We start from the raw sequence: 23,110 nt of genomic DNA on the forward strand, positions 1-23,110 counted from the left end.
GCTACTTCGCGGCGGCCGCGGCGGCCTGGGCGTCCTTCAGCGCGGCCTCCGGTGTCTTCGCACCGGTGAGCGCGGCCTGCACGGCACCCCACAGCGGCTGCGAGATCCGCGGGTAGCGGGTGCCGAGGTTGTCGCCGGTGCGGCCCTTGGCCTTGTTCACCGCCTCCACCCAGACCCGCAGCTCGGGCAACGCCGCCACCTGCTGTTGCTGCACCGACTGCACGGCGGAGACGTAGGTCAGCGCGGTGTCGGCCGCGAGCACCCGCTCGGGGCTGGTGAGACAGGCGGCGATCTGACCGGCCTTGGTCTCGGTGGCCTTGTCGGCCTGCACGGGCACGGTCACGAACTCGCCTCCCGTCGGCGCGGGCGCGGTGCCACCGGTGCGGCCGGGGATCGCGATCACGCCGTACTCGAAGCCGGTCTTCTTCGCGTTCTGCAGCTGCCAGGTGCCGTTCTCGGCGAACGCGTACTCGCCGGTGGCGAACTCCTGCCAGCTGGTGGTCTGCGTGTTGCCGATCACCGAGTTGGGCGCGAAACCCTGGTCCAGCCACGACTTCCACAGCGCCAGCGCGCTCGCGGCCTGGCCGGAGCCCAGGTCGGTGAGCGCCGCGCCGGAGCCCCAGAACCACGGCAGGAACTGGAAGGTGCCCTCCTCGGTGCCGATCGCGGAGAACGTGATGCCCTTCTTGCCCGCCGACTTCACCTTGGCGAGCGCCGCTGTCAGCGCCGCCCAGTCCGTGATCGCGGCCGGGTCGACACCGGCGGCGGTCAGCACCGCCCTGTTGTAGTAGAGGGCCAGGGTGTTGGCCCCGACGGGAACGCCGTAGGTCTGCCCGTCGAGCGTCCCGGCCGACACGAGGTTGGGTGCCGCGGCGGACGCGTCGAGACCGACCTCGGAGTTCGGCCGCAGCACACCGCCCTCGGCGAGCGTCGACACCACGGGGTTGTCGACGACCAGGACCTGCGGCGCGGTGCGCTGCTGTGCGGCGAGCAGCACCTTGCTCGTCAGGTCGGTGGTGTCGAACGCCTGCCGCGCGACCTTGACCCCGGCCTCGCTCCCGCACCGGTCGATGGTCTTCGCCCACTCGGAGTCGGCGGTGAACTGCGGGTAGGGGTCCCAGACGGAGAACGTGTCCGGCGCACCGGTGCCGGGCGCCGAGGTGCACGCGGTCACGGCGAGGCCGGCCGCGAGGAGGGTGAGGGCTGCGCGCCGCATGGGTGGTCCTCCCTGTCGGCGTCATCGCCGACAATCATCGAACCGGTTCGATTTTCGAGCAGCCGGGTCAACCTAGCCAAGTCAAGTGACCGGGTGCAAGACCTCTGGCCTACGATGTCGACCTGTCGAATCGGTTCCTTCGACGAGGAGAAGCGGCATGAACATCGGTGAGATCGCCAGGCGGGCCGGGGTCTCCCGCAGCACCGTGTCGTACGCGCTGAGCGGAAAGCGGCCGGTCTCGGCCGCGACGGTGCGGCGGATCAACGACGTCATCGCCGAGCTCGGGTACCGGCCCAACGCCAGCGCCCGCGCACTCGCCGAGGGCAAGACCAGGACGCTGGGGCTCGTGATCCCGCCCGCGAGCACCCGGCTGACCGACGTGCAGCTGAGCTTCGTGGCGAGCGTCGTCGAGGCCGCCGCCGCGCACGACCACGACGTGCTGCTGTCGCCGAGCGGGGGCGACCACCACCGGTCGTTCGACCGCGTCGTGACCGGCCGCAGGGTCGACGGCGTGATCCTGATGGAGATCCTGCTGCACGACCCGCGGGTCGAGCGGCTCACCAGCCTCGGCCTGCCGTTCGTCACGATCGGCCACGTCGAGGACCCGGCCGCGTCGTGGTGGGTCGACGTCGACTACGGCGGCCTGATCAGCCGGTGCGTGCGGCACCTGGCCGACCTCGGCCACCGCGACGTCGTGCTGGTCAACCGGTCCGACGAGCTGGTCGCCTCCGGCTACGGCCCCGCGGTGCGCGCCACGGCGGCGTTCCTGCGGACCGCGCGGGAGTGCGGGCTGACCGCGCACGACGTGTGCTGCGCCGATGACCCCGCCGCCGGCCTCGCCTGCTTCGAGCACATCCGGTCGCATTGGCCGGAGGTGACGGCGGCGGTGACGATCAACGAGGCCGCGCTGCCCGGCGTGCAGCGCGCGTTGCACCAGGCCCGGCTCGACGTGCCGCGCGACTTCTCGCTCACCGGCGTGATCGCCGACCGGCTGGCCGAGGACTTCCACCCGCCGCTGACCGCCGCCGACGTGCCGGCCGGGCAGATGGCGCAGCTGGCGGTCGACCTGCTGCTGGAGCAGATCGGCGACCGGTCGGCCACGCCGCGGCACGCGCTGCTCGCGCCGCCCATCACATTGCGCTCCAGCACCGGCGCGCGCCGGGGTGCCTGACACCGGCCGAACCGGTTCGACTTACCAGCCCCTTGCCGTGAACTCTGCTGTGCGCGTACTTTCACTCATCGATCGAACCGGTTCGAGTCTCCGTCGCCCCTGACCCGTTACGGAGCCCCTCATGGTTCAGCGACGAACCACCACAGTCCTGTTGGCAGTCATGGCATCCGCACTGGCATTCCCCGCACCCGCCCAGGCCGCGAACGAGTCCATCAGCGTCAACTTCTCGGCCACCACCGGCACCCCGACCCACCGCGCCTCCGGCTGGATCTACGGCATGACGGAGAACGCGTCCGGGCCCGCCGACCACTTCTACCGCGACGTCGAGTTCCGCGCCATGCGCGCGGGCGGCGCCCAGCTCGACAGCCCCGGCGGCTGGGTCTCCGGGAAGTACGACCGCCGCTGGAACTCCACCCGTGCGCAACTGCTGCGCACCCGGTCGCTGGGCGGCGAGTTCGTGCTGCTCCCCCACGACCTGTGGGGCGCGGACGGCTACCCGATCTCCCGCTTCCCCGGCGACAACGGCAGCTGGACCGACTACGACAACTTCCTCACCCGCCTGATCGACGACGTGCGGGCCACCGGCGCGCCGGTGCAGTGGGACCTGTGGAACGAACCGAACATCACGACGTTCTGGAACCGCCCGCAGGCGCAGTACTTCGAGCTGTGGCGGCGCACCTACCAGCGCGTCCGTGCGGCGTTCCCGTCGCACCTGATCGTCGGGCCGAGCCACGCGGGCGTGCCGTCGACCGGGGGCTGGTGGACCCAGTACCTGGACTTCGTGCGCGCCAACAACGTCGTCCCCGACATCTTCAGCTGGCACGCGCTGCCCAGCGACCCGGTGGTCAACGTCGCGACGGCGAACCAGACGCTCGACGCGCGCGGCATCCCTCACCCGCGGCCGTACCAGATCAACGAGTACGGCGCGTCGAACGAGCAGAACCCCGGCGACGGCGCGTGGTACATCTCGCGGCTGGAACGCGCCGGTGCCGACGGGTTGCGCGCCAACTGGGCCAGCAGCGGCAACCTGCACAACGACCTCGGCAACCTGCTGGTCCGCAACTCCGCGGGACAGCACCAGCCCAAGGGTGAGTGGTGGGTCTACCGCTTCTACGCCGGGCAGACCGGCGAGATCGTGGCCTCGACGCCGAGCCAGTCCTACGACTCGTTCGCCACCAAGGCCGGCGGCGTGGCGAAGGTGCTGATCGGCGGCGGCAGCACGACCGGCAACGTCGCGGTCTCGTTGCAGCGCCTGGACACCACGACCGGTCTGGTGCAGAACGGCCAGGTCCGCGTGCTCGTGCAACGCATCCCGCACAACAACGGCGGTGCGGTGCAGGGACCGGTCACGGTGCAGAACTCGGTGGTGCCGGTGTCCGGCAACGCCGTCACGGTCACCGTGCCGCACAACGACGTCAACGAGACGTCCACGATCACGTTGCTCCCGCCCGGTGACGCCGGCTTCCAGTCCGTCGCCGCCGCCCAGCACTCCCAGCAGTGCCTGGACAACACGAACCTGAGCCCGGCGGACGGCAACCAGCAGCAGCAGTTCCCCTGCGAGGGCGGCGACCAGCAGCTGTGGAACTTCACGCCGGTCACGGGTGTCGCCGACACCTACACCGTGACCAACCGGCAGTCGGGCAAGTGCCTCGACGTGTCCTCGACCGCCGACGGTGCCGCCGTCGTGCAGCAGACCTGCTCGCCCGGTTCGACGAGCCAGCAGTACGCGCTGCGCAAGGTCACCTACAGCGGCAACGACCCGCACGACTTCCAGCTCGTGGCCCGCAGCAGCGGCAAGTGCGTCGACGTCAACGGCGTCTCCACCGCCGCCGGTGCCCGGATCATCCAGTGGACGTGCAAGGCCGCGAACCAGGGCAGCCAGCTGAACCAGACCTGGCGGCTCTGGGGCCGGTAGCGACCGGGTCCGGATCGCGCACGCGGTCCGGACCTCCCCACGTTCTCCGAACCCCCACAACGCAGTGGAGCGGATCATGACAACCACCCGGACCAGGCCGCGGCGCCTTCTGCACGCGGTATCAGGCATCTGCACGGCCGTTGCGATGACCATTGTGCCGGTCAGCGCGGCGACCTCGACACCGGCGGCAGCGGCCACGACCGGACCGTGCGACATCTACGCGTCCGGCGGCACACCCTGCGTCGCCGCGCACAGCACCGTGCGAGCGCTATTCGGCTCGTACGCCGGCAACCTCTACCAGGTCCGGCGTTCGTCGGACAACACGACCAGGAACATCCCGGTGCTGACCGCGGGCGGCAACGCCAACGCGTCCACTCAGGACACGTTCTGCGCGGGCACCTCCTGCGTGGTCACGGTGGTCTACGACCAGTCCGGCCGCGGCAACGACCTGTGGTACCAGGGGTCGAGCGTCGTGCCCGGCTCGCCGCAGAGCAGGCCGGCGGTCGCGACCTCCGAGTCGCTCGCCGTCGGCGGCGACAAGGCCTACTCGCTCTACATCAACCCCGGCAACAGCTACTGGCGCGACGGCCACCTGACCGGCGTTCCCACCGGCAGCGCGCCGGAGGGCATGTACATGGTCACCAGCGGCACGCACGTCAACGGCGGCTGCTGCTTCGACTACGGCAACAGCGAGACGACCCGCAAGGCGGACGCGGCCGGTGCAATGGACGCCATCAACTTCAGCACGCAGTGCTGGTTCGGCGGCTGCCAGGGAACCGGTCCGTGGGTGCAGGCCGACCTCGAATGGGGCCTGTTCCCCGGCGGCAGCCAGTCGTGGAACCCCAACCAGCGGGCGTTCCCGAACAAGTTCGTGACCGCGATGCTGAAGAACAACGGCACCACGCGGTTCGCGCTCAAGGGCGGCAACGCGCAGAACGGGACCATGACGACGTTGTGGGACGGCTCCCTGCCACCGGGCTACAGCCCCATGAAGAAGCAGGGCGCGATCATCCTCGGCAGCGGCGGTGACTGCTGCAAGCCCGACGGCGGCGCGAACCTCAGCGCGGGCACGTTCTACGAGGGCGCCATGGTGTCGGGCTACCCGTCCGACGCGACCGAGAACGCCGTGCAGGCCAACATCATCGCGGCCGGCTACAGCACCGGCGGCGGCAGCGGCTCGACCGGGGCGGTGCGCGGGCTGGCGTCCGGCCGGTGCCTGGACGTCAACGCGGGCAGCACCACGCCGGGCACCGCCGTGCAGATCTGGGACTGCCACGCGGGCGCCAACCAGACGTGGACCCGCACCGCGTCCGGCCAGCTGACCGTCTACAGTGGAGACACGACCCGGTGTGCGGCGGCGCAGAACAACCAGACCGCGCCGGGCACGGCGGTGGTGATCGCCGCGTGCGACGGCGGAGCGGGCCAGCGCTGGCAGCTCAACGCCAACGGCACGGTCACCGGCGGGCAGTCCGGCCTGTGCCTGGACGTCAACGGCGCGGCCACCGCCAACGGCAGCAAGGTCATCCTGTGGACCTGCCACGGTGGCGCCAACCAGCAGTGGACGTTCGGCTGAGGTGTCGCGGCTGCGGCACATGGACCAGGCACGTCAGCCCGAGTGACGCCGTGCGGTAGGGGCTGAACGGCGCTTGCAGGCAACGCGGAGGCCGACCTACGGTCTCCTGGGAGCGCTCCCAGAAATCCCGTCGACGAGGACGGAGAACCTCACCACATGAGATCGCAACCCCCACGCCTGCTCGCTGCCGCCCTGCTCACGGCGCTCGCGGCGACCGCGATACCGGCGGCGGGCACAGCCGAGGCTGCGGAGTACGAGCGCGTGCTCAACGGAAAGTTCGACAGCGGCTCCGCCGACCCCTGGTGGAGCAGCGCCGGCGTGACCAACCGGATCACCGGCGGCGAGCTCTGCGCGTCGGTCACCGGCGGCACGACGAACCCCTGGGACGCGCTGGTCGGTCAGAACGGCGTTCCGTTCGAGAGCGGCCAGTCCTACACCCTGTCCTTCGACGCGCACGCCACGACCGCGCAACCGGTCGCGGCGGCGGCCGGCGAGAGCGTGAGCCCGTACCGGGGCATTGCCCGGCAGGAGTTCGCGGTCACGCCGACCAAGCAGCACTTCACCTTCAGCTTCACGTCCACGCTGGACTTCCCGGACGCGGGCAACGGCCAGGTCGCCTTCCAGCTGGGCGGCCAGACCGCGGACAACACGATCTGCGTCGACAACGTGTCGCTGGTCGGCGGGGTGAAGCCGCCCGGCGGCGTCGTCCCCAACCCGACCAGGAAGGTCCAGGTCGACCAGGTCGGGTACGTGCCGGGCCTGCCCAAGCGCGCCACGCTCGTGTCCACCGCCACCACGCCCCAGACGTGGACGCTCAAGAACTCCGCGGGCGCGACGGTCGCCAGCGGGCAGAGCACGCCCAAGGGCGCGGACGCCACGTCCGGCGACTCGGTGCACTCGATCGACTTCTCGTCGTTCGACACGCCGGGCACCGGCTACACGCTGGTGGTCGGCACGGACAGCAGCTTCCCGTTCGACATCTCGGCCGACGTGGTGAAGAAGCTGCGCTACGACGCGCTCGCGTTCTTCTACCACCAGCGCAGCGGCACCCCGATCGAGGCGCAGTACGTCGGCGACCAGTACGCGCGCCCGGCCGGTCACATCAACGTCGCCCCCAACCAGGGTGACAACAACGTGCCGTGCCGCGCGGACCTCGCGTGCGGCTACACCCTCGACGTGCGCGGCGGCTGGTACGACGCGGGCGACCACGGCAAGTACGTGGTCAACGGCGGCATCTCGGCCTGGCAGCTGCTCAACTCCTACGAGCGGGCGGCCCGCATCGGTGACGCCTCGGCGTTCCGCGACGGCACGCTGGCCATCCCGGAGAAGGCCAACGGCGTGCCCGACCTGCTCGACGAGGCGCGCTGGGAGGTCGACTTCCTGCTCAAGATGCAGGCACCGGACGGCATGGCGCACCACAAGGTCCACGACGCCAACTGGACGGCGCTGCCGACCAGGCCGGAGCTGGACGACCAGCCGCGCAGGCTGTCCGCGACCAGCACCGCGGCGACGCTGAACCTGGCGGCCGTGGCGGCGCAGGCGTCCCGGCTGTGGAAGAGCGTCGACGCGACGTACTCCGCGAAGCTGCTCACCGCGGCGCGCAAGGCCTACGCGGCGGCCAAGGCGAACCCGAACAAGATCGCCGACCCGAACGACGGCACCGGCGGCGGCGCCTACAGCGACAACACCGTGAGCGACGAGTTCTACTGGGCCGCCGCGGAGCTGTACGCCACCACCGGCGAGAGCGCCTACGGCACCGACGTGACCTCGTCACCGCACTACAAGGCGGCCAGCCTGACCAGGGCCGGCTTCTACTGGGGCGGAACGGCGCCCCTGGGTGACATCACGCTCGCACTGGTCCCCACCGGCCTTCCGGCGGCGGACGTCACGGCGATCAAGACGGCGTTCGCCACCGTCGCCGACCAGCACCTGGCCGCCATGGCCCAGATGGGCTACGCGACGCCGTACGACAACAGCGTCGACGGCTACGTCTGGGGCTCGAACTCGGCGGTGCTGAACAACGCCCAGGTGCTCGCGCTGGCACACGACTTCACCGGTGCCGACAAGTACCGCGACGGCGTGTTCGAGGCGCTGCACTACCTCCTCGGCCGCAACCCGCTGAGCACCTCGTACGTGGCGGGCTACGGCGAGCAGGCCGTGCAGAACGTGCACCACCGGTTCTGGGCGAAGCAGAACGACCCGACGCTGCCGATCGCGCCGCCCGGATCGCTCTCCGGCGGCCCGAACAGCGGCCTGCAGGACCCGATCGTGCAGCGGCTGCTGCCGGGGTGCCCGCAGCAGAAGTGCTGGGTGGACGACATCGGCGCCTACTCGGTCAACGAGGTGGCGGTGAACTGGAACTCCGCCCTCGCGTGGGTCAGCGGCTGGGCGGCCGAGAAGTCCGGCAAGCCGCCGGTGCCCGTGGCGGACTGCGAGGTCACCTTCACGGCGAACCGGTGGTCGAGCGGCCTGTCGGCGAACGTGGCGGTGAAGAACACCGGCACCACCGCGTGGACGTCGTGGAAGCTCGGCTTCGCGCTGCCCGGCACCCAGCAGGTCACCGCCGGGTGGTCGGCGAACTGGAGCCAGACCGGCCGTGACGTGACCGCGACGAACATGTCGTGGAACGGCAAGGTGGAGGCCGGCAAGTCCGTCTACATCGGGTTCAACGCCTCCGGAGCCGGGGGCGACCCGACCGCCTTCACGATCAACGGCAAGAGCTGCAAGACCGGCTGATCCCGCACCACCGAACGCGCCCGTCACCGCATCCGCGGTGGCGGGCGCGTTTCGCGTTCACGCCGGTGGTGATCGGCCGATGTGGGCGGTTGGCGCCTGATGTGCGACCTGGCCAACCGGCCGTGGACCCCTGTCTGAACGCGTCCGCCACCCGCTCCGCGTGACCGCCTTTTCACCCTCGGGAACGGACCACCCCTCCCCCGCCCGCCACCTGCGCGAACCCGCCGCCACCCAAGCCGGACAAGCGTCCTGTGAGCGCTAACAGGAATGACCAGGGGTTATCAGACTGTCACTTGACTGGTCCATTGTTAGCGATAACACTCGCCGCCTACAGCACTGTTGCCTGTCGGTGACATCAAGGAGAACCAATGAGGCTTGTCCGGATCGCGGCCGCCACCGCCGCGCTCGCCGTCACCCTCTCCGCCTGCGGTTCGGCGGAGAAGACGGTCGACCAGAAGAGCGGGTCGAGCGAGGGTGCGACGGTCGGCGTCACCATGCCGACCCGTTCGTCGGAACGCTGGATCCACGACGGCGACAACATCAAGAAGGCCCTGGAGGCCAAGGGGTACAAGGTCGACCTCCAGTACGCGGAGAACGACATCCCCACCCAGGCCAACCAGATCGAGAACCAGATCACCAAGGGCGCCAAGCTCCTGATCGTGGCCTCGATCGACGGCACCGCGATCACGTCGCAGCTGCAGCAGGCGGCGGACGCGAAGATCCCGGTGATCGCCTACGACCGGTTGATCCGCAAGAGCCCGAACGTCGACTACTACGCGACGTTCGACAACTTCAAGGTCGGCGTCGAGCAGGCGAACTCGCTGCTGGCCGGCCTGAAGACGCGCGGCGAGGGCCCGTTCAACGTCGAGCTGTTCGCCGGTTCGCCCGACGACAACAACGCGACGTTCTTCTTCAACGGCGCCATGTCGGTGCTCCAGCCGCTGATCGACCAGGGCAAGCTGAACGTCAAGTCCGGCCAGAAGGACTTCAAGACGGTCGCGATCCTGCGCTGGGACCCGGCCACCGCGCAGAAGCGCATGGAGGACATCCTCACCTCGACCTACGGCGGCGCCAAGGTCGACGGCGTGCTCTCCCCCTACGACGGCCTGTCGATCGGCATCCTGTCCGCGCTCAAGAGCAGCGGCTACGGCACGGCCGGCCAGGCGTACCCGATCGTGACCGGTCAGGACGCCGAGGTGGCCTCGGTCAAGTCGATCATCGCCGGTGAGCAGTACTCCACCATCCACAAGGACACCCGTCAGCTCGCCGACATCACGGTGAAGATGGCCGACGCGGTCCTCAAGGGTGGCAAGCCCGAGGTGAACAACACCAAGGACTACGACAACGGTGTCAAGGTCGTCCCGTCGTACCTCCTGCAGCCGGTCACCATCGACAAGGCCAACTACCAGAAGGAACTCGTCGACTCCGGCTACTACACCGCCGATCAGCTCAGGTAGGTCATGTCCGACGACATCCTGGTGATGCGCGGCATCACCAAGAGGTTCGCGGGGGTCACCGCGCTGCACGACGTCACGCTGACGGTGCGGCGCGGTGAGATCCACGCGATCTGCGGAGAGAACGGCGCTGGCAAGTCCACGCTGATGAAGGTGCTGTCCGGTGTGCACCCGCACGGCACGTACGACGGTGACATCCTCTTCGAGGGCGAACCGTGCGCGTTCCACGGCGTCCGCGACAGCGAACGCCGCGGCATTGTGATCATCCACCAGGAGCTCGCGCTGTGCGGGCAGCTCTCCATCGCGGAGAACCTGTTCCTGGGCAACGAAAGGGCGCGGCGCGGGTTCATCGACTGGAACCGCACCAACCACGAGGCGCAGGCCCTGCTCGACCGGGTGGGACTGCGGGAGAACCCGACGACGCCGGTGAACGACCTCGGTGTCGGCAAGCAGCAGCTGGTCGAGATCGCCAAGGCACTGTCCAAAGAGGTCAGCCTGCTGATCCTGGACGAGCCGACCGCCGCGCTGAACGACGACGACTCGCAGCACCTGCTCGACCTGCTCGAAGGCCTGCGGGACCAGGGCATCACCTCGGTGATCATCTCGCACAAGCTGGGCGAGGTCACCAGGGTCGCCGACACGGTCACCGTGCTGCGTGACGGCAAGACGATCGAGACGCTGCCGGCCAAGGGCCTCAGCGAGGACCGCATCATCTCCGGCATGGTCGGCCGCGACCTCGAACACCGGTTCCCGCCACGCACGCCCGACATCGGTGACGAGGTGCTGCGCATCGAGGACTGGACCGTGCACAGCCCGGCCCAGCCGGACCGGGTGGTCGTCGACCGCGCCACGCTGTCGCTGCGGCGCGGGGAGATCGTCGGTCTCGCCGGGCTGATGGGCGCCGGCCGCACCGAGCTCGCGATGAGCGTGTTCGGCCGCTCCTACGGCGTGGGCATCTCCGGCCGGGTCCTGAAGGACGGCCGGGAGATCGACACCCGCACCGTGCGCGCCGCGATCCGCAACGGTCTCGCGTACGTCAGCGAGGACCGCAAGCGCTACGGCCTCAACCTGATCGAGGGCGTGCAGCGCAACGTCTCCGCCGCCGCGCTGGGCAAGCTCTCGACGCGCGGCTGGGTCGACGAGAACGAGGAGTACACCGTCGCGGAGCGGTTCCGGCGGTCGATGGGCATCAGGACCTCCACCGTGACGACGCCGACGGGCACGCTGTCCGGCGGCAACCAGCAGAAGGTCGTGCTGGCGAAGTGGATGTTCACCGACCCGGACGTGCTGGTGCTGGACGAACCGACGCGCGGCATCGACGTCGGCGCCAAGTACGAGATCTACTCGATCATCAACGACCTCGCGGCGCAGGGCCGCGCGGTGCTGGTGATCTCCTCGGAGCTGCCGGAGCTGCTCGGCCTCTGCGACCGCGTGTACGCGCTGTCGGAGGGCCGGATCACCGGTGAGGTGGACCGCGCCGAGGCCACGCAGGAACGCCTGATGCAGTTGATGACGCGAGGACAGGACCAATGACCACCAAGACCGCGCCCTCCCCGGTCGCCTCCCCGCCGGCGGCGTCCCGCCGGTTCTCGATCAACCTCCGGCAGTCCGGCATCTACGTCGCGTTCGCGTTGATCGTCGTGCTGTTCGCGGTGCTGACCGACGGTGCCCTCCTGCAGCCGCAGAACATCTCGAACATCATCGTGCAGAACTCGTACGTGCTGATCCTCGCGGTCGGCATGATCCTGGTGATCATCGGCGGGCACATCGACCTGTCGGTGGGCTCCACGGTCGCGCTGACCGGCGCGGTCTGCGCGGTGCTGACCGTCCAATGGGGACTGCCGTGGCCGGTGGCGGTGCTGCTGACGCTCCTGGCGGGTGCGCTCATCGGTGCGGCGCAGGGCTACTGGATCGCCTACTTCGGCATCCCGGCGTTCATCGTCACGCTGGCCGGCATGCTCGTGTTCCGCGCGCTGACGCTGACCACGCTCGGCAACCAGGGCATCGGCCCGTTCCCCGACGAGATCCGGTCGCTGTCCAACGGCTTCACCGGCGGCTACCTCGGCAACGTCGGCCTCGGCCCGCTGGGCGGTGCCGACCTGGTGAGCCTGCTCGCCGGGATCGCGTGCGTCGCCGGGTTCGCGCTGTCGCAGTGGCGCAAGCGCGCGGCCCGGCTGGGCTACGGCCAGACCGTGGAGCCGATGCCGGTGTTCGTGCTCAAGATCGTCGGCGTGGCCGTGGTCGTCATGGCGGTCGTGGTGCAGCTGGCGCGCTTCCGCAACCTCCCATGGGTGCTGGTGCTGCTCGTCGTGCTGACGCTCGGCTACTCGCTGATGGCGAACAACTCGGTGTTCGGCCGGCACATCTACTCGATCGGCGGCAACCTGCAGGCCGCCACGCTGTCGGGTGTGAAGGTCAAGGCCGTCACGTTCTGGGTGTTCGTCAACATGGGCGCGCTGGCCGCGCTCGCGGGCGTCATCTTCGCCGGACGGCTCAACCAGGCGGGTCCGACCGCCGGCACGGCGTTCGAGCTCGACGCCATCGCGGCGGCGTTCATCGGCGGCGCGGCGGTGCAGGGCGGCGTCGGCAAGGTGGTCGGCGCGATCACCGGCGGCCTGATCATGGGCGTGATCAACAACGGCATGTCGCTGATCGGCGCGCCGAGTGAGCGCGTGATGCTCGTGAAGGGCCTCGTCCTGCTCGCGGCGGTCGCCTACGACGTGTGGACCAAGCGCCGCGCCTGATCGTCCGACCACACAAACCCGGAAAGGCGGACAACAACGGTGTTGTTCTCCCTGCGCCATTTCGGAGTCGTCGTGGCCGTCACGGCCGCACTGCTCCCCTCACCGGTTGCCTCCGCCGCCGAGTCGCCGCTGCGTGCGGCGGCGAACGCGGTGGAGGTGCCGAACGCCGATGACGTCCGCGGTCACCTCACCCTGCCGGTGACCGGTCCGGACGGCACCACCATCACGTGGGCGTCGTCGAACCAGAAGGTGATCACGCCGACCGGTGAGGTCAGCAGACCGCCGGCCGGCGCGAAGCCGGTGAGGGTCGTGCTGACGGCCAAGGTGAGCCGCGGGCGGCAGAGCACCACCCGTGCCATCACCGCCACCGTCGCGCCGTTGCCCGCCAAGGAACCGTTGGCGGGCTACGGCTTCTTCTACTTCACCGGCGAGGGCAGCCCGGACGGCGAGCAGATCTACGCCGCCGCCAGCAACGGCAACAACCCGCTGGACTTCTCCGAGGTCAACAACGGCCGGCCGGTTCTCCGGTCCAGCCTGGGCGAGCTCGGCGTGCGCGACCCGTTCATCCTGCGCTCCCCCGAGGGCGACCGGTTCTTCCTGCTCGCGACGGACCTCAAGATCAACGGTGGTCGCGGCTGGGACGCGGCGCAGCGCACCGGCAGCCGGTCGATCATGGTGTGGGAGTCGGCCGACCTGCGGAACTGGTCGCGCCAGCGCAGCGTCGAGGTGTCGCCGCCGACCGCGGGCAACACGTGGGCACCGGAGGCGCACTGGGACGCGCAGCGCGGCACCTACGTCGTCTACTGGGCCTCGAAGCTGTACGCGGAGAACGACCCCGGCCACACCGGCGACAGCTACAACCGGATGATGTACGCGACCACGCGCGACTTCGTCACGTTCAGCCCGGCGGAGGTGTGGATCGACCCCGGCTACTCGGTCATCGACTCGACCGTCATCGAGCACCGGGGCACCTACTACCGCTACACCAAGGACGAGCGCAACAACTCCTCGACCTCGCCGTGCAGCAAGTACATCACCGCCGAGAAGTCCACCGACCTGCTGGACCTCAGGTACGACTTCGTCTCCGAGTGCATCGGCAAGGGCACGGCGACCAGCCCCGGCCTGAGCGCGGGTGAGGGTCCCACGGGCTTCAAGTCCAACACCGAGGACCGGTGGTACCTGTTCGTCGACGAGTACGGCGGCCGCGGCTACGTGCCGTTCGAGACCACCGACCTCGCCTCCGGCCGGTGGACCATGTCCACCGGCGCCCGGCTGCCCGCCTCACCGCGGCACGGCACGGTGCTGCCGGTGACCCAGGCCGAACTGGACCGGCTGACCGCTCCCCCGCCCCCGGTCAAGGCCGACAGCAGGGGTCTCGTCGCGCACTGGCCGCTCAACGCCACCTCCGGTCTGGTCGCGAAGGACGCCACCGGCCACGGCCACGACGGCGTGCTCGCGGGTGACGTGAGCTGGTCCGGCGGCGCGTTGTCGTTCGGCGGCCGCACCGGGCACGTCCAGCTGCCGAACAACCTGCTCACCGGTGCCACCGCGGTCACGGTGGCCGCCGACGTGCTGGTCGACCCGGCCCAGCGGACTCCCTACTTCCTCTACGGCTTCGGCAACACCGGCACCACCGGCGCCGGTGACGGGTACCTGTTCAGCACCGGCGACACCTACCGCGGCGCCATCGCGACCGGGAACTGGACGACCGAGCAGGGCGTCGACTCCGGCAGCGCGTTGCCGCGCGGTGTCTGGAAGAACGTGGCGCTGACCGTCGGCGACGGCGTGGCTGTGCTCTACCTCGACGGCGTCGAGGTCGGCCGCAACACCGGTGCGACCATCAAGCCGTCGGACCTCGGTGGCGGCGTGACGGCGGCGAACTACCTCGGGCGGTCGGTCTACGCGGCCGACCGGAACCTCACCGGGAAGATGAAGGACGTCCGGCTCTACAACCGCGCGCTGTCCGGTGCCGAGATCGCCGCGCTGCCGTCGAACAGCACCATCATCCGGTCGGTCGAGCTGGCGTCGCTCAAGGTGCCCGCGATCATCGACTCCGCGGCGGGCTCCGTCGTGCTGCCGGTCAAGCCCGGCACCGACCTGCGCAGGCTCGCGCCACGGTTCGGTCTCGCCCCCGGCGCCCGGATCACCCCGGCCGGCACCGTCGACCTGCGCAAGCCGCGGAAGTTCACGGTCACCGGCGCGCAGGGCGACCGCCGGGTGTGGACGGTCGAGGCCCGCGAGATGCGCAGCCCGGTGCTGCCGGGCCTGAACGCCGACCCGAACATCGTGGCGTTCGGCGACACCTACTACCTGTACCCGACGGCGGACGGCTTCCCCGGCTGGAGCGGCACGAGGTTCTCCGCCTGGTCGTCCAAGAACCTCGTCGACTGGAAGGACGAGGGCGTCGTCCTCGACCTCGGACCGGACGTGAGCTGGGCGGACGGCCGCGCCTGGGCACCGACGATCGCCGAGCGCGGCGGGAAGTACTACTTCTACTTCTGCGCCGATGCCAAGATCGGTGTCGCGGTCGGCGGCTCCCCCACCGGTCCCTTCGTGGACTCCGGCAAGCCGCTGATCGCGCGCAACCCCAGCGGCAACGGCCAGGCCATCGACCCGGCGGTGTTCCTCGACCGCTCCGGGCAGCCCTACCTGTACTGGGGCAACGGCGAGGCGTACGTCGTTCCGCTGAACGACGACATGATCTCCTACGACCCCGCCGAGATCACCCGCATCGACGGCCTGCCGGACTTCCGCGAGGGCCTGTTCATGGTGGAGCGCAAGGGCACCTACTACCTCAGCTGGTCGGTCGACGACACCCGCAGCGAGGACTACCGCGTCGCCTACGCGACCGCACCCGGCCCCACCGGCCCGTTCACCGCTCGCGGTCTCATCCTGAGCAAGGACACCCGGCTCGGGATCAAGGGCACCGGGCACAGCTCGATGCTGCGGGTGCCGGGCACCGACGACTGGTACCTCGCCTACCACCGCTTCGCCATCCCGGGCGGGGACGGCGTGCGCCGAGAGACCACCATCGACAAGATGACCTTCGCGGGGGACGGCACGATCAAGCCGGTCGTGCCGGCCCTGGAGAGCGTCGCACCACAACGGATCCGGCCTCAGCACTGCCGGGCCCTGTTCAACTGATCAGAGGAGTTCGATGTCGCAGCGGGAACCCGAGCTCGGCCGTGAACCGTTCGGCCGGGTCGGTGACGCCGAGGTGCACCGGTACGTCCTGGCCTGGCCAGGCGGTCTCACCGTGCGGGTGCTCGACTACGGTGGCGTGATCCAGTCACTGGAGGCGCCGGACCGCCGGGGCGTCCCCGGCAACGTGGTGCTCGGGTTCCCGGCACTGGACGACTACGTGGCGAACAACCAGCCCGGTGCGTCCAGGGTGTTCCTGGGCGCGCTGGTCGGCCGGTACGCCAACCGCATCGCGGGCGGCACGTTCACCCTGGACGGCACGACGTACCGGCTGCCCGTCAACAACGGCCCGAACACCCTGCACGGCGGCCCGGACGGCTTCGACGCGCAGGTGTGGTCGGCGACCGAGCTGCACGAGCCCGACAGCGTGGGCGTGCGGCTGGAGCTGGTGAGCCCGGCCGGCGACCAGGGCTTCCCCGCCACCGTCACGACCCAGGTGACCTACCGCCTCAGTCGCGACAACCGCCTGAGCATCACCTACAGCGCGACCGCCGACGCGCCGACCGTGCTCAACCTGACCAACCACACCTACTGGAACCTGGCCGGGGAGGGCAACGGCGACGTCTTCGGCCACTCGCTGCGGATCGACGCGAGCCGGTTCTGCCCGGTCGACGACACGCTGATCCCGGTGGGCAGCCCGGTGCCGGTCGAGTCGACGCCGTTCGACTTCCGCGAGCCGACCCCGATCGGCGCCCGCATCGACGGCCCCGACCCCCAGCTGCTGCTGGCCGGCGGCTACGACCACAACTGGGTGCTCGACGACGCCGACCCGGCGACGCCCGCGTTCGCCGCACAGGCCGACGACCCGGTGTCCGGGCGCCGCCTGACCATGTGGACCACCGAGCCGGGCCTGCAGTTCTACTCCGGCAACTTCCTCACCGAGGACCTGGTCGGCACCGGTGGCCGCCCGTACCGCCGGGGCGCCGGTTTCGCGCTGGAGGCGCAGCACTTCCCCGACTCGCCGAACCGCCCCGACTTCCCCAGCACCGTGCTGCGGCCGGGCGAGGCCTACCACCAGGAGACGGTCTACGGTCTGTCCACCTCGGACTGATCGGGGTGTCGTGCCGGTCACGGCGGTGGTCCTCGCCGCTGTGACCGGCAGGTGTCGCGGACCAGCTGGGCATCTCAAGGGCCACCGTGCACAAGTGGCCGGCCTGGCACCGACCTGAGGGCGGCGTGGGCCTGGCAGATCGCAGCTCGCAGCCCCGCCCGGACACCGGCCGAGGTCGAGGACCGCATTCCGGCCGTGCGGCGGGAGGTACGACGCGGCCCGGTGGACCTGTCCGGCCTGCTGGCCTCCACGACAGGCCGGATTCTGCGCGGCCGCGGCGAGCCCGCCCTGGCCGTGGCCGACCCGATCACCGGCCTGCCGGTGTGCCGCCGCCACAGCGGCATCCGCTACGAACGCGCCCACACCGCCTTCGGCGGCCACCCATCACCCCCGACTGACCCCTTGGACGTCGACAACGTCACGAGTCAGCACAGCTGGGCCCCGCGGATCGCCTGCGGTGACGCGCCCAGCTCCCGGCGGCACACCTTGTTGAACGCCTGCAGGTCCGGGATGCCGACGGCCGCCGCGACGGCGGTGACCGACAGCGTCGAGGCGGTGAGCAGGTGGTGTGCCCGCTCCACGCGACGGCGGCGCAGGTAGGCCACCACGGTGGTGCCGGTGCGGGCGCGGAACAGCCGGGTCAGGTGGTTGTGCGACACCCCGGCCACCTCGGCGACCTCCGCCACCGACAGCGGGCCCGCGAGGTTCGCCTCGATGTGCGCGGCGGCCACCGCCACCGGGTCCGGCCGGCCGCGCCCGGCCGGCGCCGCGTCGGTCAGCTGCCACAGCACGGTCCACAGGTGCGCGGCGGCGCGTGGCGGTGCGGCGGCGAGGGCTCCGCGCATCAGCCGGTCGATGACCGTCCTGTTCGGACCGGCGTCCTGCATCACCGGCGCCACCCGGTGCCCGTCGCCGGCCGGCAGGCGCAGGTGGGCGTAGAGGTGCTCGGACCGGCCGCGGTACCGGAAGCGGACCTCGGTGCCGGGCGGGACGAGGCTGACGTGGCCGGGGGCGATGCGGTGCCGCGTGCCGCCGAGCTCGAGCACGCCCTCGTAGCCGTAGAGGTGCAGCTGCCACAGGCCGGGCAGCCGGAAGACGTCCTCCAGCACCGTGGTCCCGTGCACCGCCACCCCGGCGTCGGCCACCACCGGCGCCTCGCCCAGGGGCAGCACGACCTGACGCACGGGTGAAAAACTACCAGCAGTGGGTGATTTCAACCCACGCCGCGCACGGACCCGCCGCCTACTTTCGTGGCATGCCAACCACTACTCCCCCGCTGCTCACCTCGGTGCAGCTGGCCCGGTTCGTCGCGCACGGCCACCTGCGGCTGGACGCGGTCGTGCCGGCGGAGCTGAACCGGGAAGCACTCGACCTGCTCCCGGCCGGCCTGCCGGACGTCCCCCACGGCACCCCGTTGGCCGACGCCTACCCGCCGGGGTCGCTGCCCCGGCGGCTGGTCGAACTCCCGGCCGTCGCGGGCGCCCTGCGGTCGCTCGTCGGGCCGTCGCCGACCGTGGACCACCACGCGGTGCACGTCCGCGAACCGCACGAGGGCCACGCCCAGCCGCTGCACGGCGACGCGATCATCGACGTGCGCCCGGACGCGTTCGACGTGCAGCTCATGTACTACCCGCAGGAGGTCACGGCGGACATGGGCGGCACGCTGCTCGTGCCGGGCAGCCACCTGCGCCGCACCAACGAGAGCGACACCGGCCGCTACCAGAACCTGCGCGGCCAGACCCGCCTGGTCTGCCCGGCGGGCACGGTCCTGTTGCTGCACCACGGGATCTGGCACGGCGGGCGCCGCAACGACAGCGCCCGGCGCCGGTACATGTTCAAGATCCGGTTCAACCCGACCGTGCCGCAGGTGCGGTTGTGGGACACCGCCGACCTGGCCGACCCCGCGGTCACGACCGAGCTGGGCCGCTACTTCCCGTGGTACGAGCAGGCCACCGGCCGCCTGGAGGTCCACAACCGGGTGCGGTTGTGGCGTGCGCTGACCGGCGACGACTCGTTCGACGTCGAGCACTGGGTCACCCGCGTCACGAACCGTCCCTCGCAGCGGAGCCGCTCATGACCGTCCGGCAGCAGGTCCTGGTGCTGTACCTGTCCACCTCCGCGCTCGACTCGCACGTGGTCGGCTGGGCGCGCTACGACGGCACGGGCGCGTCGCGGCCCACCACCGGCGACTCGGACGAGCCGCCGTACCCGGACGGGGTGGCCGCGTTGCGGGACGGCTGGCGGTTGTTCCAGGCCGCGCAACTGCTTCCGCCCCATCCGGGTGGCGAGTACGACGTGTCGTTCCTCAAGCACGAGTTCTTCTTCGAGAAACTCGGCCAGATCTCCGGCTAGGGCGTGGTCAGCGCGAACCGCGACACCCCGACCGATCCGCCCAGCGCCTGCGTGGCGTGGTTGAAGATGCCGAACCGGTAGCCCATGAAGAACTGCCAGTCGCTCTTCAGCGTGAACCCGCTGCCGAGCGAGCTGAAGTTCACCCCGTCGGTGCTGTAGGAGAACCGGGCCTGCCTGCCGCTGCCGGGTCTGATGTCGGCGTTGGCGCGCAACCAGATCCGGGTGCCGGTGAAGTTCGCGCTCGCGACCTCCGTGCCGGTGCCGGTCGTGTTCCAGTTCGAGTCCATGGTCAGGCCGTTGACCATGACCACGCGGTTGCGGCCGCTGTCGCGTTTTATGCCGATCCAGGCCGAGGAGTCCCTCAGCATCGCCAGACCGCTGCGGTCGCCGTCGCGCATCGCGCTCACGTCGAGCTCGACGGTGGCCGTGGAGGTCGGGCCCTGCACGCGGTGGGTCAGGGTGTTGCGGGCGTTGTACAGGTCGTTGGTGACCGTGGCGGTCGAGAGCCGCAGACCGTTGTTCACGCTGTACTTCGTGGTGTCGGGGTTGTGGTTCCACTCCCACTGCGGCCCGAGCTGTGTGCCCTGGAACGTGTCCACGCCGGTCATGGGTTTGACCTGACGTGGTGGTGCGGGCAGGTTCGGCATCGGGTAGTTCGCGCCCCAGCCGCCGTTGACCGTGGTGATGCGCGGCCAGCCGTCGGAGGTCCAGGTGACCGGTGCGAGCACCGGCACGCGGCCACCGGGGTAGGCGTCGACGAACGCCATGTAGTACCAGTCACCGTTCTGCGTCTGCACCAGGCCGCCCTGGTGCGGCACCCCGCCGCCCTGGATCGGCGTGGGCATGTTCAGCAGCACCTGCTGGACGGTGTAGGGGCCCCACGGGCTGGACGACTTGAGCACGTACTGGCCGTTCGCCGGCTTGGTCAGCCAGATGTAGTAGTTGCCGCCCCGCTTGTAGAACCGGGAACCCTCCAGCGTTCCGATGTTCGAGGGCGTCTGGAACACCTGCTGCGAACGCACCTCGGACTTCCCGTCCGCCGACAGCTGCGCGACGCTGATCGTGGTGTTGCCGTAGGCGACGTACATCGTGTCGTTGTCGTCGACCAGCATGCCGGCGTCGTAGTAGCACTTGGGAATGGTGGCGTGCTTGGACCACTGCCCGTCGACGGCGGTGGCCGTGTAGATGTGGGTCTGGGCGAAGTCCACGCACCCGCCCCAGTAGAACGTCTTGTTGCTCTTGCGGTGCTGCAGGAACGACGCCCAGATGCCCCGCACGTAGCCGCGGCCGCCGTTGAGGTCGTACTTGCTGCCGAAGTCCAGCCGCGGCACGGAGTGGCCGGCGAACTCCCAGTTGACCAGGTCGTAGGAACGCAGCACCGGCGCGCCCGGCGAGTAGTGCATGGTGGACGCCGAGTAGTAGTAGGCGTCGTCGACGCGGATGATGTCGATGTCCGCGAAGTCCTGCCACAGCACCGGGTTGGTGAACGACGACGGCCGGGGCGTGCTGGTCGTGGTCGTGGTCGTCGTAGTGGTGGTGGTCGTTGTCGTGGTAGGCGTGCCGGTGTCGTCGCACGTGGTGCCGTTCAGGCGGAAGGACACCGGGTCGGGGTTGGTCGAGGTGACCGTGGCGTTGAACCCGAACTCCACCTTGCCGCCGGTGGGCACGGAGCCGTTGTAGGACACGTTGCGGGCACTGACCTGGTCCCCGCTCTGCGTGATCGTGGCGTTCCAGTGCTGCCCGACCTGCTGACCGGAGGCGTAGGTCCATTCGAGGGTCCAGCCGTTGAGCGCGTCGCCGGTGTTCGTGATCGACACGGACGCACCGAAGCCGCCCTGCCACTCGGAGGTCTTGGTGTAGGTGACCGAGCAGCCGGGAGCCGCGTGTGCCGCCGTGGTCGCGGCGAGTCCGGCGGCCACGAGGGTGAGCGCGGCCAGCCCGGCCGCGAGGGGTGCGCGCCTCATGACCGCGTCCACTTCTGGTTGTTCTGCCCGTTGCAGGTCCACAGGACCAGCTTGGATCCGTTGGTGGTCGCGGCCCGTTCGACGTCGAGGCACAGGCCGGACTGGGTGTTGCGCAGCGTTCCGTCTGCCTGGGCGGTCCACTGCTGGTTGGCCTGGCCGTTGCACTGCCAGATGATCACGCGGGTGCCGTTGGTGGTGCCCTGGTTGTAGCCGTCGAGGCACTTGTCGCCGAACACGCGCACCTCACCGCTCGCCCAGGTGGTCCACTGCTGGCTCGCGGCGGTGTTGCAGTCCTGGATCACGGCGTTGGTGCCCGCGGCGGTGGCGCCGTTCTCGGAGTCAAGGCAGCGGTTCGCGCCCGTGCCGCGCAGTCGCGCGGTGGTGCCCGTCAGCGGGCTGCCGCCGGTCACCCGGAAGGCGGCCACGCCGTGCGCGGGCACGGAGGCGGAGATCGCGCCCGAGGTCGACGAGGTGGCACCGGTCCACAGGTCGGTCAGCGTGAAACCGCTGCCCGACAGGCCGATCTGGGCGGCAATGGTGGACACGGTCGCGGTGCCGCTGCCCCGGTTGAACAGGCCGACGGCGACCGAGCCGTCCGCGAGCGGCTTGGCGAACACCTCGGTGGCGCCGTCGTCACGCACCCGGCGCCCGCCCGCGCCCAGGCTGTCCTGGTTCACCGCGATCAGCCGCGTGTTGCGCAGGACCGCGCTCACGTCCGCGGACATGGTGCGGATGTCGTTGCCCGCCATGAGCGGCGCGGCCATCAGCGACCACAGCGCGAAGTGCGCGCGGGACTCGGTGATGGTGAGCCCGGGACGGCCCACGACGAGCATGTCGGGGTCGTTCCAGTGGCCGGGACCGGCCTGGGCGGCGAGCGGGGCGGTGACGTCCAGGACGTTGCCCACGCCCATCGGGTAGCTGTTGACGTTGCCGTTCTGCCAGATGTCCAGCAGGTCCTCGGTGGTGCGCCAGAGGTCGGCGACCTCACCCCAGTTGTACCGGTCGCCGGTGATGGCGTGGAAGCTGTTGGGGTTGATGCTGTAGACGATCGGGCGGCCGGTGGCGCGCAGGGCGTCCCGCATGATCGAGAACCGCGCGACCTGCTCGTCACGGGTGCCGGCGCCCGAGCACCAGTCGTACTTCAGGTAGTCCACGCCCCACGAGGCGAACGTGCGGGCGTCCTGGGCCTCGTGGCCCTTGCTGCCGGTGGCGCCGGGGAAGGCGCCGGTGCCCTGCGCGCACGTCTTCTCGTTGGGCACCTGGTAGATGCCGAACTTCAGGCCGCGCGAGTGGATGTAGTCGCCCAGCGCCTTCATGCCGCTCGCGAACTTCGTCGGGTGCGCCCGCAGGTTGCCCGCCGAGTCGCGCTGCGGGTCGAACCAGCAGTCGTCCACGACCACGTACTGGTAGCCGGCGTCGCGCATGCCGGAGGACACCATCGCGTCGGCGGCCTGGCGGACCTGTGCCTCGGTGATGCCGCAGCCGAAGCTGTTCCAGCTGTTCCAGCCCAGCGGCGGGGTCAGCGCCGGACTGCCGGGCGCCGCGGCGGCGACGGGCGGCGACGCGACGGGGTTGGCGGTGACGGTCGCTACCGCCGCCAGCACGGCGACGGCTAGGTGCGCCAGTCTTCTGGTCCGAGAGCGCATCGTGGCCTCTTTCTGGCAGGGGGAGGACGCCGCCGGAGCGGGTGGCCGGCGGCGTCCGTCTTGGGGGTCGGCAGGTCGAGGTCGTTC

16 protein-coding genes are annotated in these 23,110 nt (G+C 70.4%); 12 read left to right on the forward strand and 4 right to left on the reverse strand.

The window, feature by feature from the left end:
* Position 1: 1 nt before the first annotated feature.
* Positions 2 to 1,216 (reverse strand): ABC transporter substrate-binding protein, encoded by a 1,215-nt coding sequence (locus ADL03_RS48560; RefSeq protein ID WP_053735326.1) that lies wholly within the window; start codon positions 1,214 to 1,216, stop codon positions 2 to 4.
* Between the two features lie 157 nt (positions 1,217 to 1,373).
* Between ADL03_RS48560 and ADL03_RS21615 the strand changes: the two genes are divergently transcribed.
* From ADL03_RS21615 to ADL03_RS50850, 10 genes are all read left to right on the forward strand, one after another.
* The gene (locus ADL03_RS21615; RefSeq protein WP_053735327.1) at positions 1,374 to 2,387 is read left to right on the forward strand and encodes a LacI family DNA-binding transcriptional regulator; all 1,014 of its coding nucleotides are present in this window, start codon (positions 1,374 to 1,376) and stop codon (positions 2,385 to 2,387) included.
* A 160-nt stretch (positions 2,388 to 2,547) separates the two neighbouring features.
* Positions 2,548 to 4,302: an RICIN domain-containing protein gene (locus ADL03_RS21620; RefSeq protein WP_197288532.1), complete on the forward strand. Its 1,755-nt coding sequence runs from the start codon at positions 2,548 to 2,550 to the stop codon at positions 4,300 to 4,302.
* A gap of 145 nt (positions 4,303 to 4,447) precedes the next feature.
* Positions 4,448 to 5,875 carry an arabinofuranosidase catalytic domain-containing protein gene (locus tag ADL03_RS21625; RefSeq protein ID WP_197288533.1) on the forward strand — a complete coding sequence of 476 codons (1,428 nt, stop codon included), beginning with the start codon at positions 4,448 to 4,450 and terminating at the stop codon, positions 5,873 to 5,875.
* A gap of 156 nt (positions 5,876 to 6,031) precedes the next feature.
* Positions 6,032 to 8,611, forward strand: coding sequence for a glycoside hydrolase family 9 protein (locus ADL03_RS21630; RefSeq protein WP_053735329.1), 2,580 nt, complete (start codon positions 6,032 to 6,034; stop codon positions 8,609 to 8,611).
* A 368-nt stretch (positions 8,612 to 8,979) separates the two neighbouring features.
* Positions 8,980 to 10,068 carry a multiple monosaccharide ABC transporter substrate-binding protein gene (chvE, locus tag ADL03_RS21635; protein ID WP_053735330.1) on the forward strand — a complete coding sequence of 363 codons (1,089 nt, stop codon included), beginning with the start codon at positions 8,980 to 8,982 and terminating at the stop codon, positions 10,066 to 10,068.
* A 3-nt stretch (positions 10,069 to 10,071) separates the two neighbouring features.
* Entirely contained in the window at positions 10,072 to 11,598 is a 1,527-nt protein-coding gene (mmsA, locus tag ADL03_RS21640) for a multiple monosaccharide ABC transporter ATP-binding protein (RefSeq protein WP_053735331.1), read from the forward strand.
* Entirely contained in the window at positions 11,595 to 12,809 is a 1,215-nt protein-coding gene (mmsB, locus tag ADL03_RS21645) for a multiple monosaccharide ABC transporter permease (RefSeq protein ID WP_053735332.1), read from the forward strand. The genes mmsA and mmsB overlap by 4 nt, the downstream gene beginning before the upstream one ends.
* Before the next feature lie 39 nt (positions 12,810 to 12,848).
* Positions 12,849 to 15,953: a family 43 glycosylhydrolase gene (locus ADL03_RS21650; RefSeq protein WP_053735333.1), complete on the forward strand. Its 3,105-nt coding sequence runs from the start codon at positions 12,849 to 12,851 to the stop codon at positions 15,951 to 15,953.
* A 13-nt stretch (positions 15,954 to 15,966) separates the two neighbouring features.
* Positions 15,967 to 17,061 (forward strand): aldose epimerase family protein, encoded by a 1,095-nt coding sequence (locus ADL03_RS21655; RefSeq protein ID WP_053735334.1) that lies wholly within the window; start codon positions 15,967 to 15,969, stop codon positions 17,059 to 17,061.
* A 65-nt stretch (positions 17,062 to 17,126) separates the two neighbouring features.
* Positions 17,127 to 17,459 (forward strand): leucine zipper domain-containing protein, encoded by a 333-nt coding sequence (locus ADL03_RS50850; RefSeq protein ID WP_082373340.1) that lies wholly within the window; start codon positions 17,127 to 17,129, stop codon positions 17,457 to 17,459.
* Between the two features lie 27 nt (positions 17,460 to 17,486).
* Here the strand turns inward: ADL03_RS50850 and ADL03_RS21660 are convergent, their stop codons facing one another.
* Positions 17,487 to 18,245, reverse strand: a complete 759-nt coding sequence (locus ADL03_RS21660; protein ID WP_053735335.1) for an AraC family transcriptional regulator — start codon at positions 18,243 to 18,245, stop codon at positions 17,487 to 17,489.
* Positions 18,246 to 18,316: 71 nt separating this feature from the next.
* Here ADL03_RS21660 and ADL03_RS21665 point away from each other — a divergent pair, with 71 nt between their 5' ends.
* Positions 18,317 to 19,138 (forward strand): phytanoyl-CoA dioxygenase family protein, encoded by an 822-nt coding sequence (locus ADL03_RS21665; protein ID WP_197288535.1) that lies wholly within the window; start codon positions 18,317 to 18,319, stop codon positions 19,136 to 19,138.
* Entirely contained in the window at positions 19,135 to 19,413 is a 279-nt protein-coding gene (locus tag ADL03_RS21670) for a hypothetical protein (protein ID WP_053735336.1), read from the forward strand. Before ADL03_RS21665 ends, ADL03_RS21670 begins: the two co-directional genes overlap by 4 nt.
* On the opposite strand, the gene ADL03_RS21675 is transcribed toward ADL03_RS21670, so the two are convergent.
* The gene (locus ADL03_RS21675) at positions 19,410 to 21,377 is read right to left on the reverse strand and encodes a family 43 glycosylhydrolase (RefSeq protein ID WP_053735365.1); all 1,968 of its coding nucleotides are present in this window, start codon (positions 21,375 to 21,377) and stop codon (positions 19,410 to 19,412) included. The genes ADL03_RS21670 and ADL03_RS21675 overlap by 4 nt on opposite strands.
* Entirely contained in the window at positions 21,374 to 23,023 is a 1,650-nt protein-coding gene (locus ADL03_RS21680) for a glycoside hydrolase family 27 protein (RefSeq protein ID WP_053735337.1), read from the reverse strand. The genes ADL03_RS21675 and ADL03_RS21680 overlap by 4 nt, the downstream gene beginning before the upstream one ends.
* Positions 23,024 to 23,110: the final 87 nt, after the last annotated feature.

The sequence above is a fragment of the Nocardia sp. NRRL S-836 genome (assembly GCF_001279525.1).
Lineage (GTDB): Bacteria > Actinomycetota > Actinomycetes > Mycobacteriales > Pseudonocardiaceae > Lentzea.

Bases quoted from the DNA above. Each gene is read 5' to 3' on its own strand.
- ADL03_RS48560 (WP_053735326.1), bottom strand. From the start codon at position 1,216: ATGCGGCGCGCAGCCCTCACCCTCCTCGCGGCCGGCCTCGCCGTGACC.
- ADL03_RS21615 (WP_053735327.1), top strand. From the start codon at position 1,374: ATGAACATCGGTGAGATCGCCAGGCGGGCCGGGGTCTCCCGCAGCACC.
- ADL03_RS21620 (WP_197288532.1), top strand. From the start codon at position 2,548: ATGGCATCCGCACTGGCATTCCCCGCACCCGCCCAGGCCGCGAACGAG.
- ADL03_RS21625 (WP_197288533.1), top strand. From the start codon at position 4,448: ATGACCATTGTGCCGGTCAGCGCGGCGACCTCGACACCGGCGGCAGCG.
- ADL03_RS21630 (WP_053735329.1), top strand. From the start codon at position 6,032: ATGAGATCGCAACCCCCACGCCTGCTCGCTGCCGCCCTGCTCACGGCG.
- chvE (WP_053735330.1), top strand. From the start codon at position 8,980: ATGAGGCTTGTCCGGATCGCGGCCGCCACCGCCGCGCTCGCCGTCACC.
- mmsA (WP_053735331.1), top strand. From the start codon at position 10,072: ATGTCCGACGACATCCTGGTGATGCGCGGCATCACCAAGAGGTTCGCG.
- mmsB (WP_053735332.1), top strand. From the start codon at position 11,595: ATGACCACCAAGACCGCGCCCTCCCCGGTCGCCTCCCCGCCGGCGGCG.
- ADL03_RS21655 (WP_053735334.1), top strand. From the start codon at position 15,967: ATGTCGCAGCGGGAACCCGAGCTCGGCCGTGAACCGTTCGGCCGGGTC.
- ADL03_RS21665 (WP_197288535.1), top strand. From the start codon at position 18,317: ATGCCAACCACTACTCCCCCGCTGCTCACCTCGGTGCAGCTGGCCCGG.
- ADL03_RS21670 (WP_053735336.1), top strand. From the start codon at position 19,135: ATGACCGTCCGGCAGCAGGTCCTGGTGCTGTACCTGTCCACCTCCGCG.
- ADL03_RS21675 (WP_053735365.1), bottom strand. From the start codon at position 21,377: ATGAGGCGCGCACCCCTCGCGGCCGGGCTGGCCGCGCTCACCCTCGTG.
- ADL03_RS21680 (WP_053735337.1), bottom strand. From the start codon at position 23,023: ATGCGCTCTCGGACCAGAAGACTGGCGCACCTAGCCGTCGCCGTGCTG.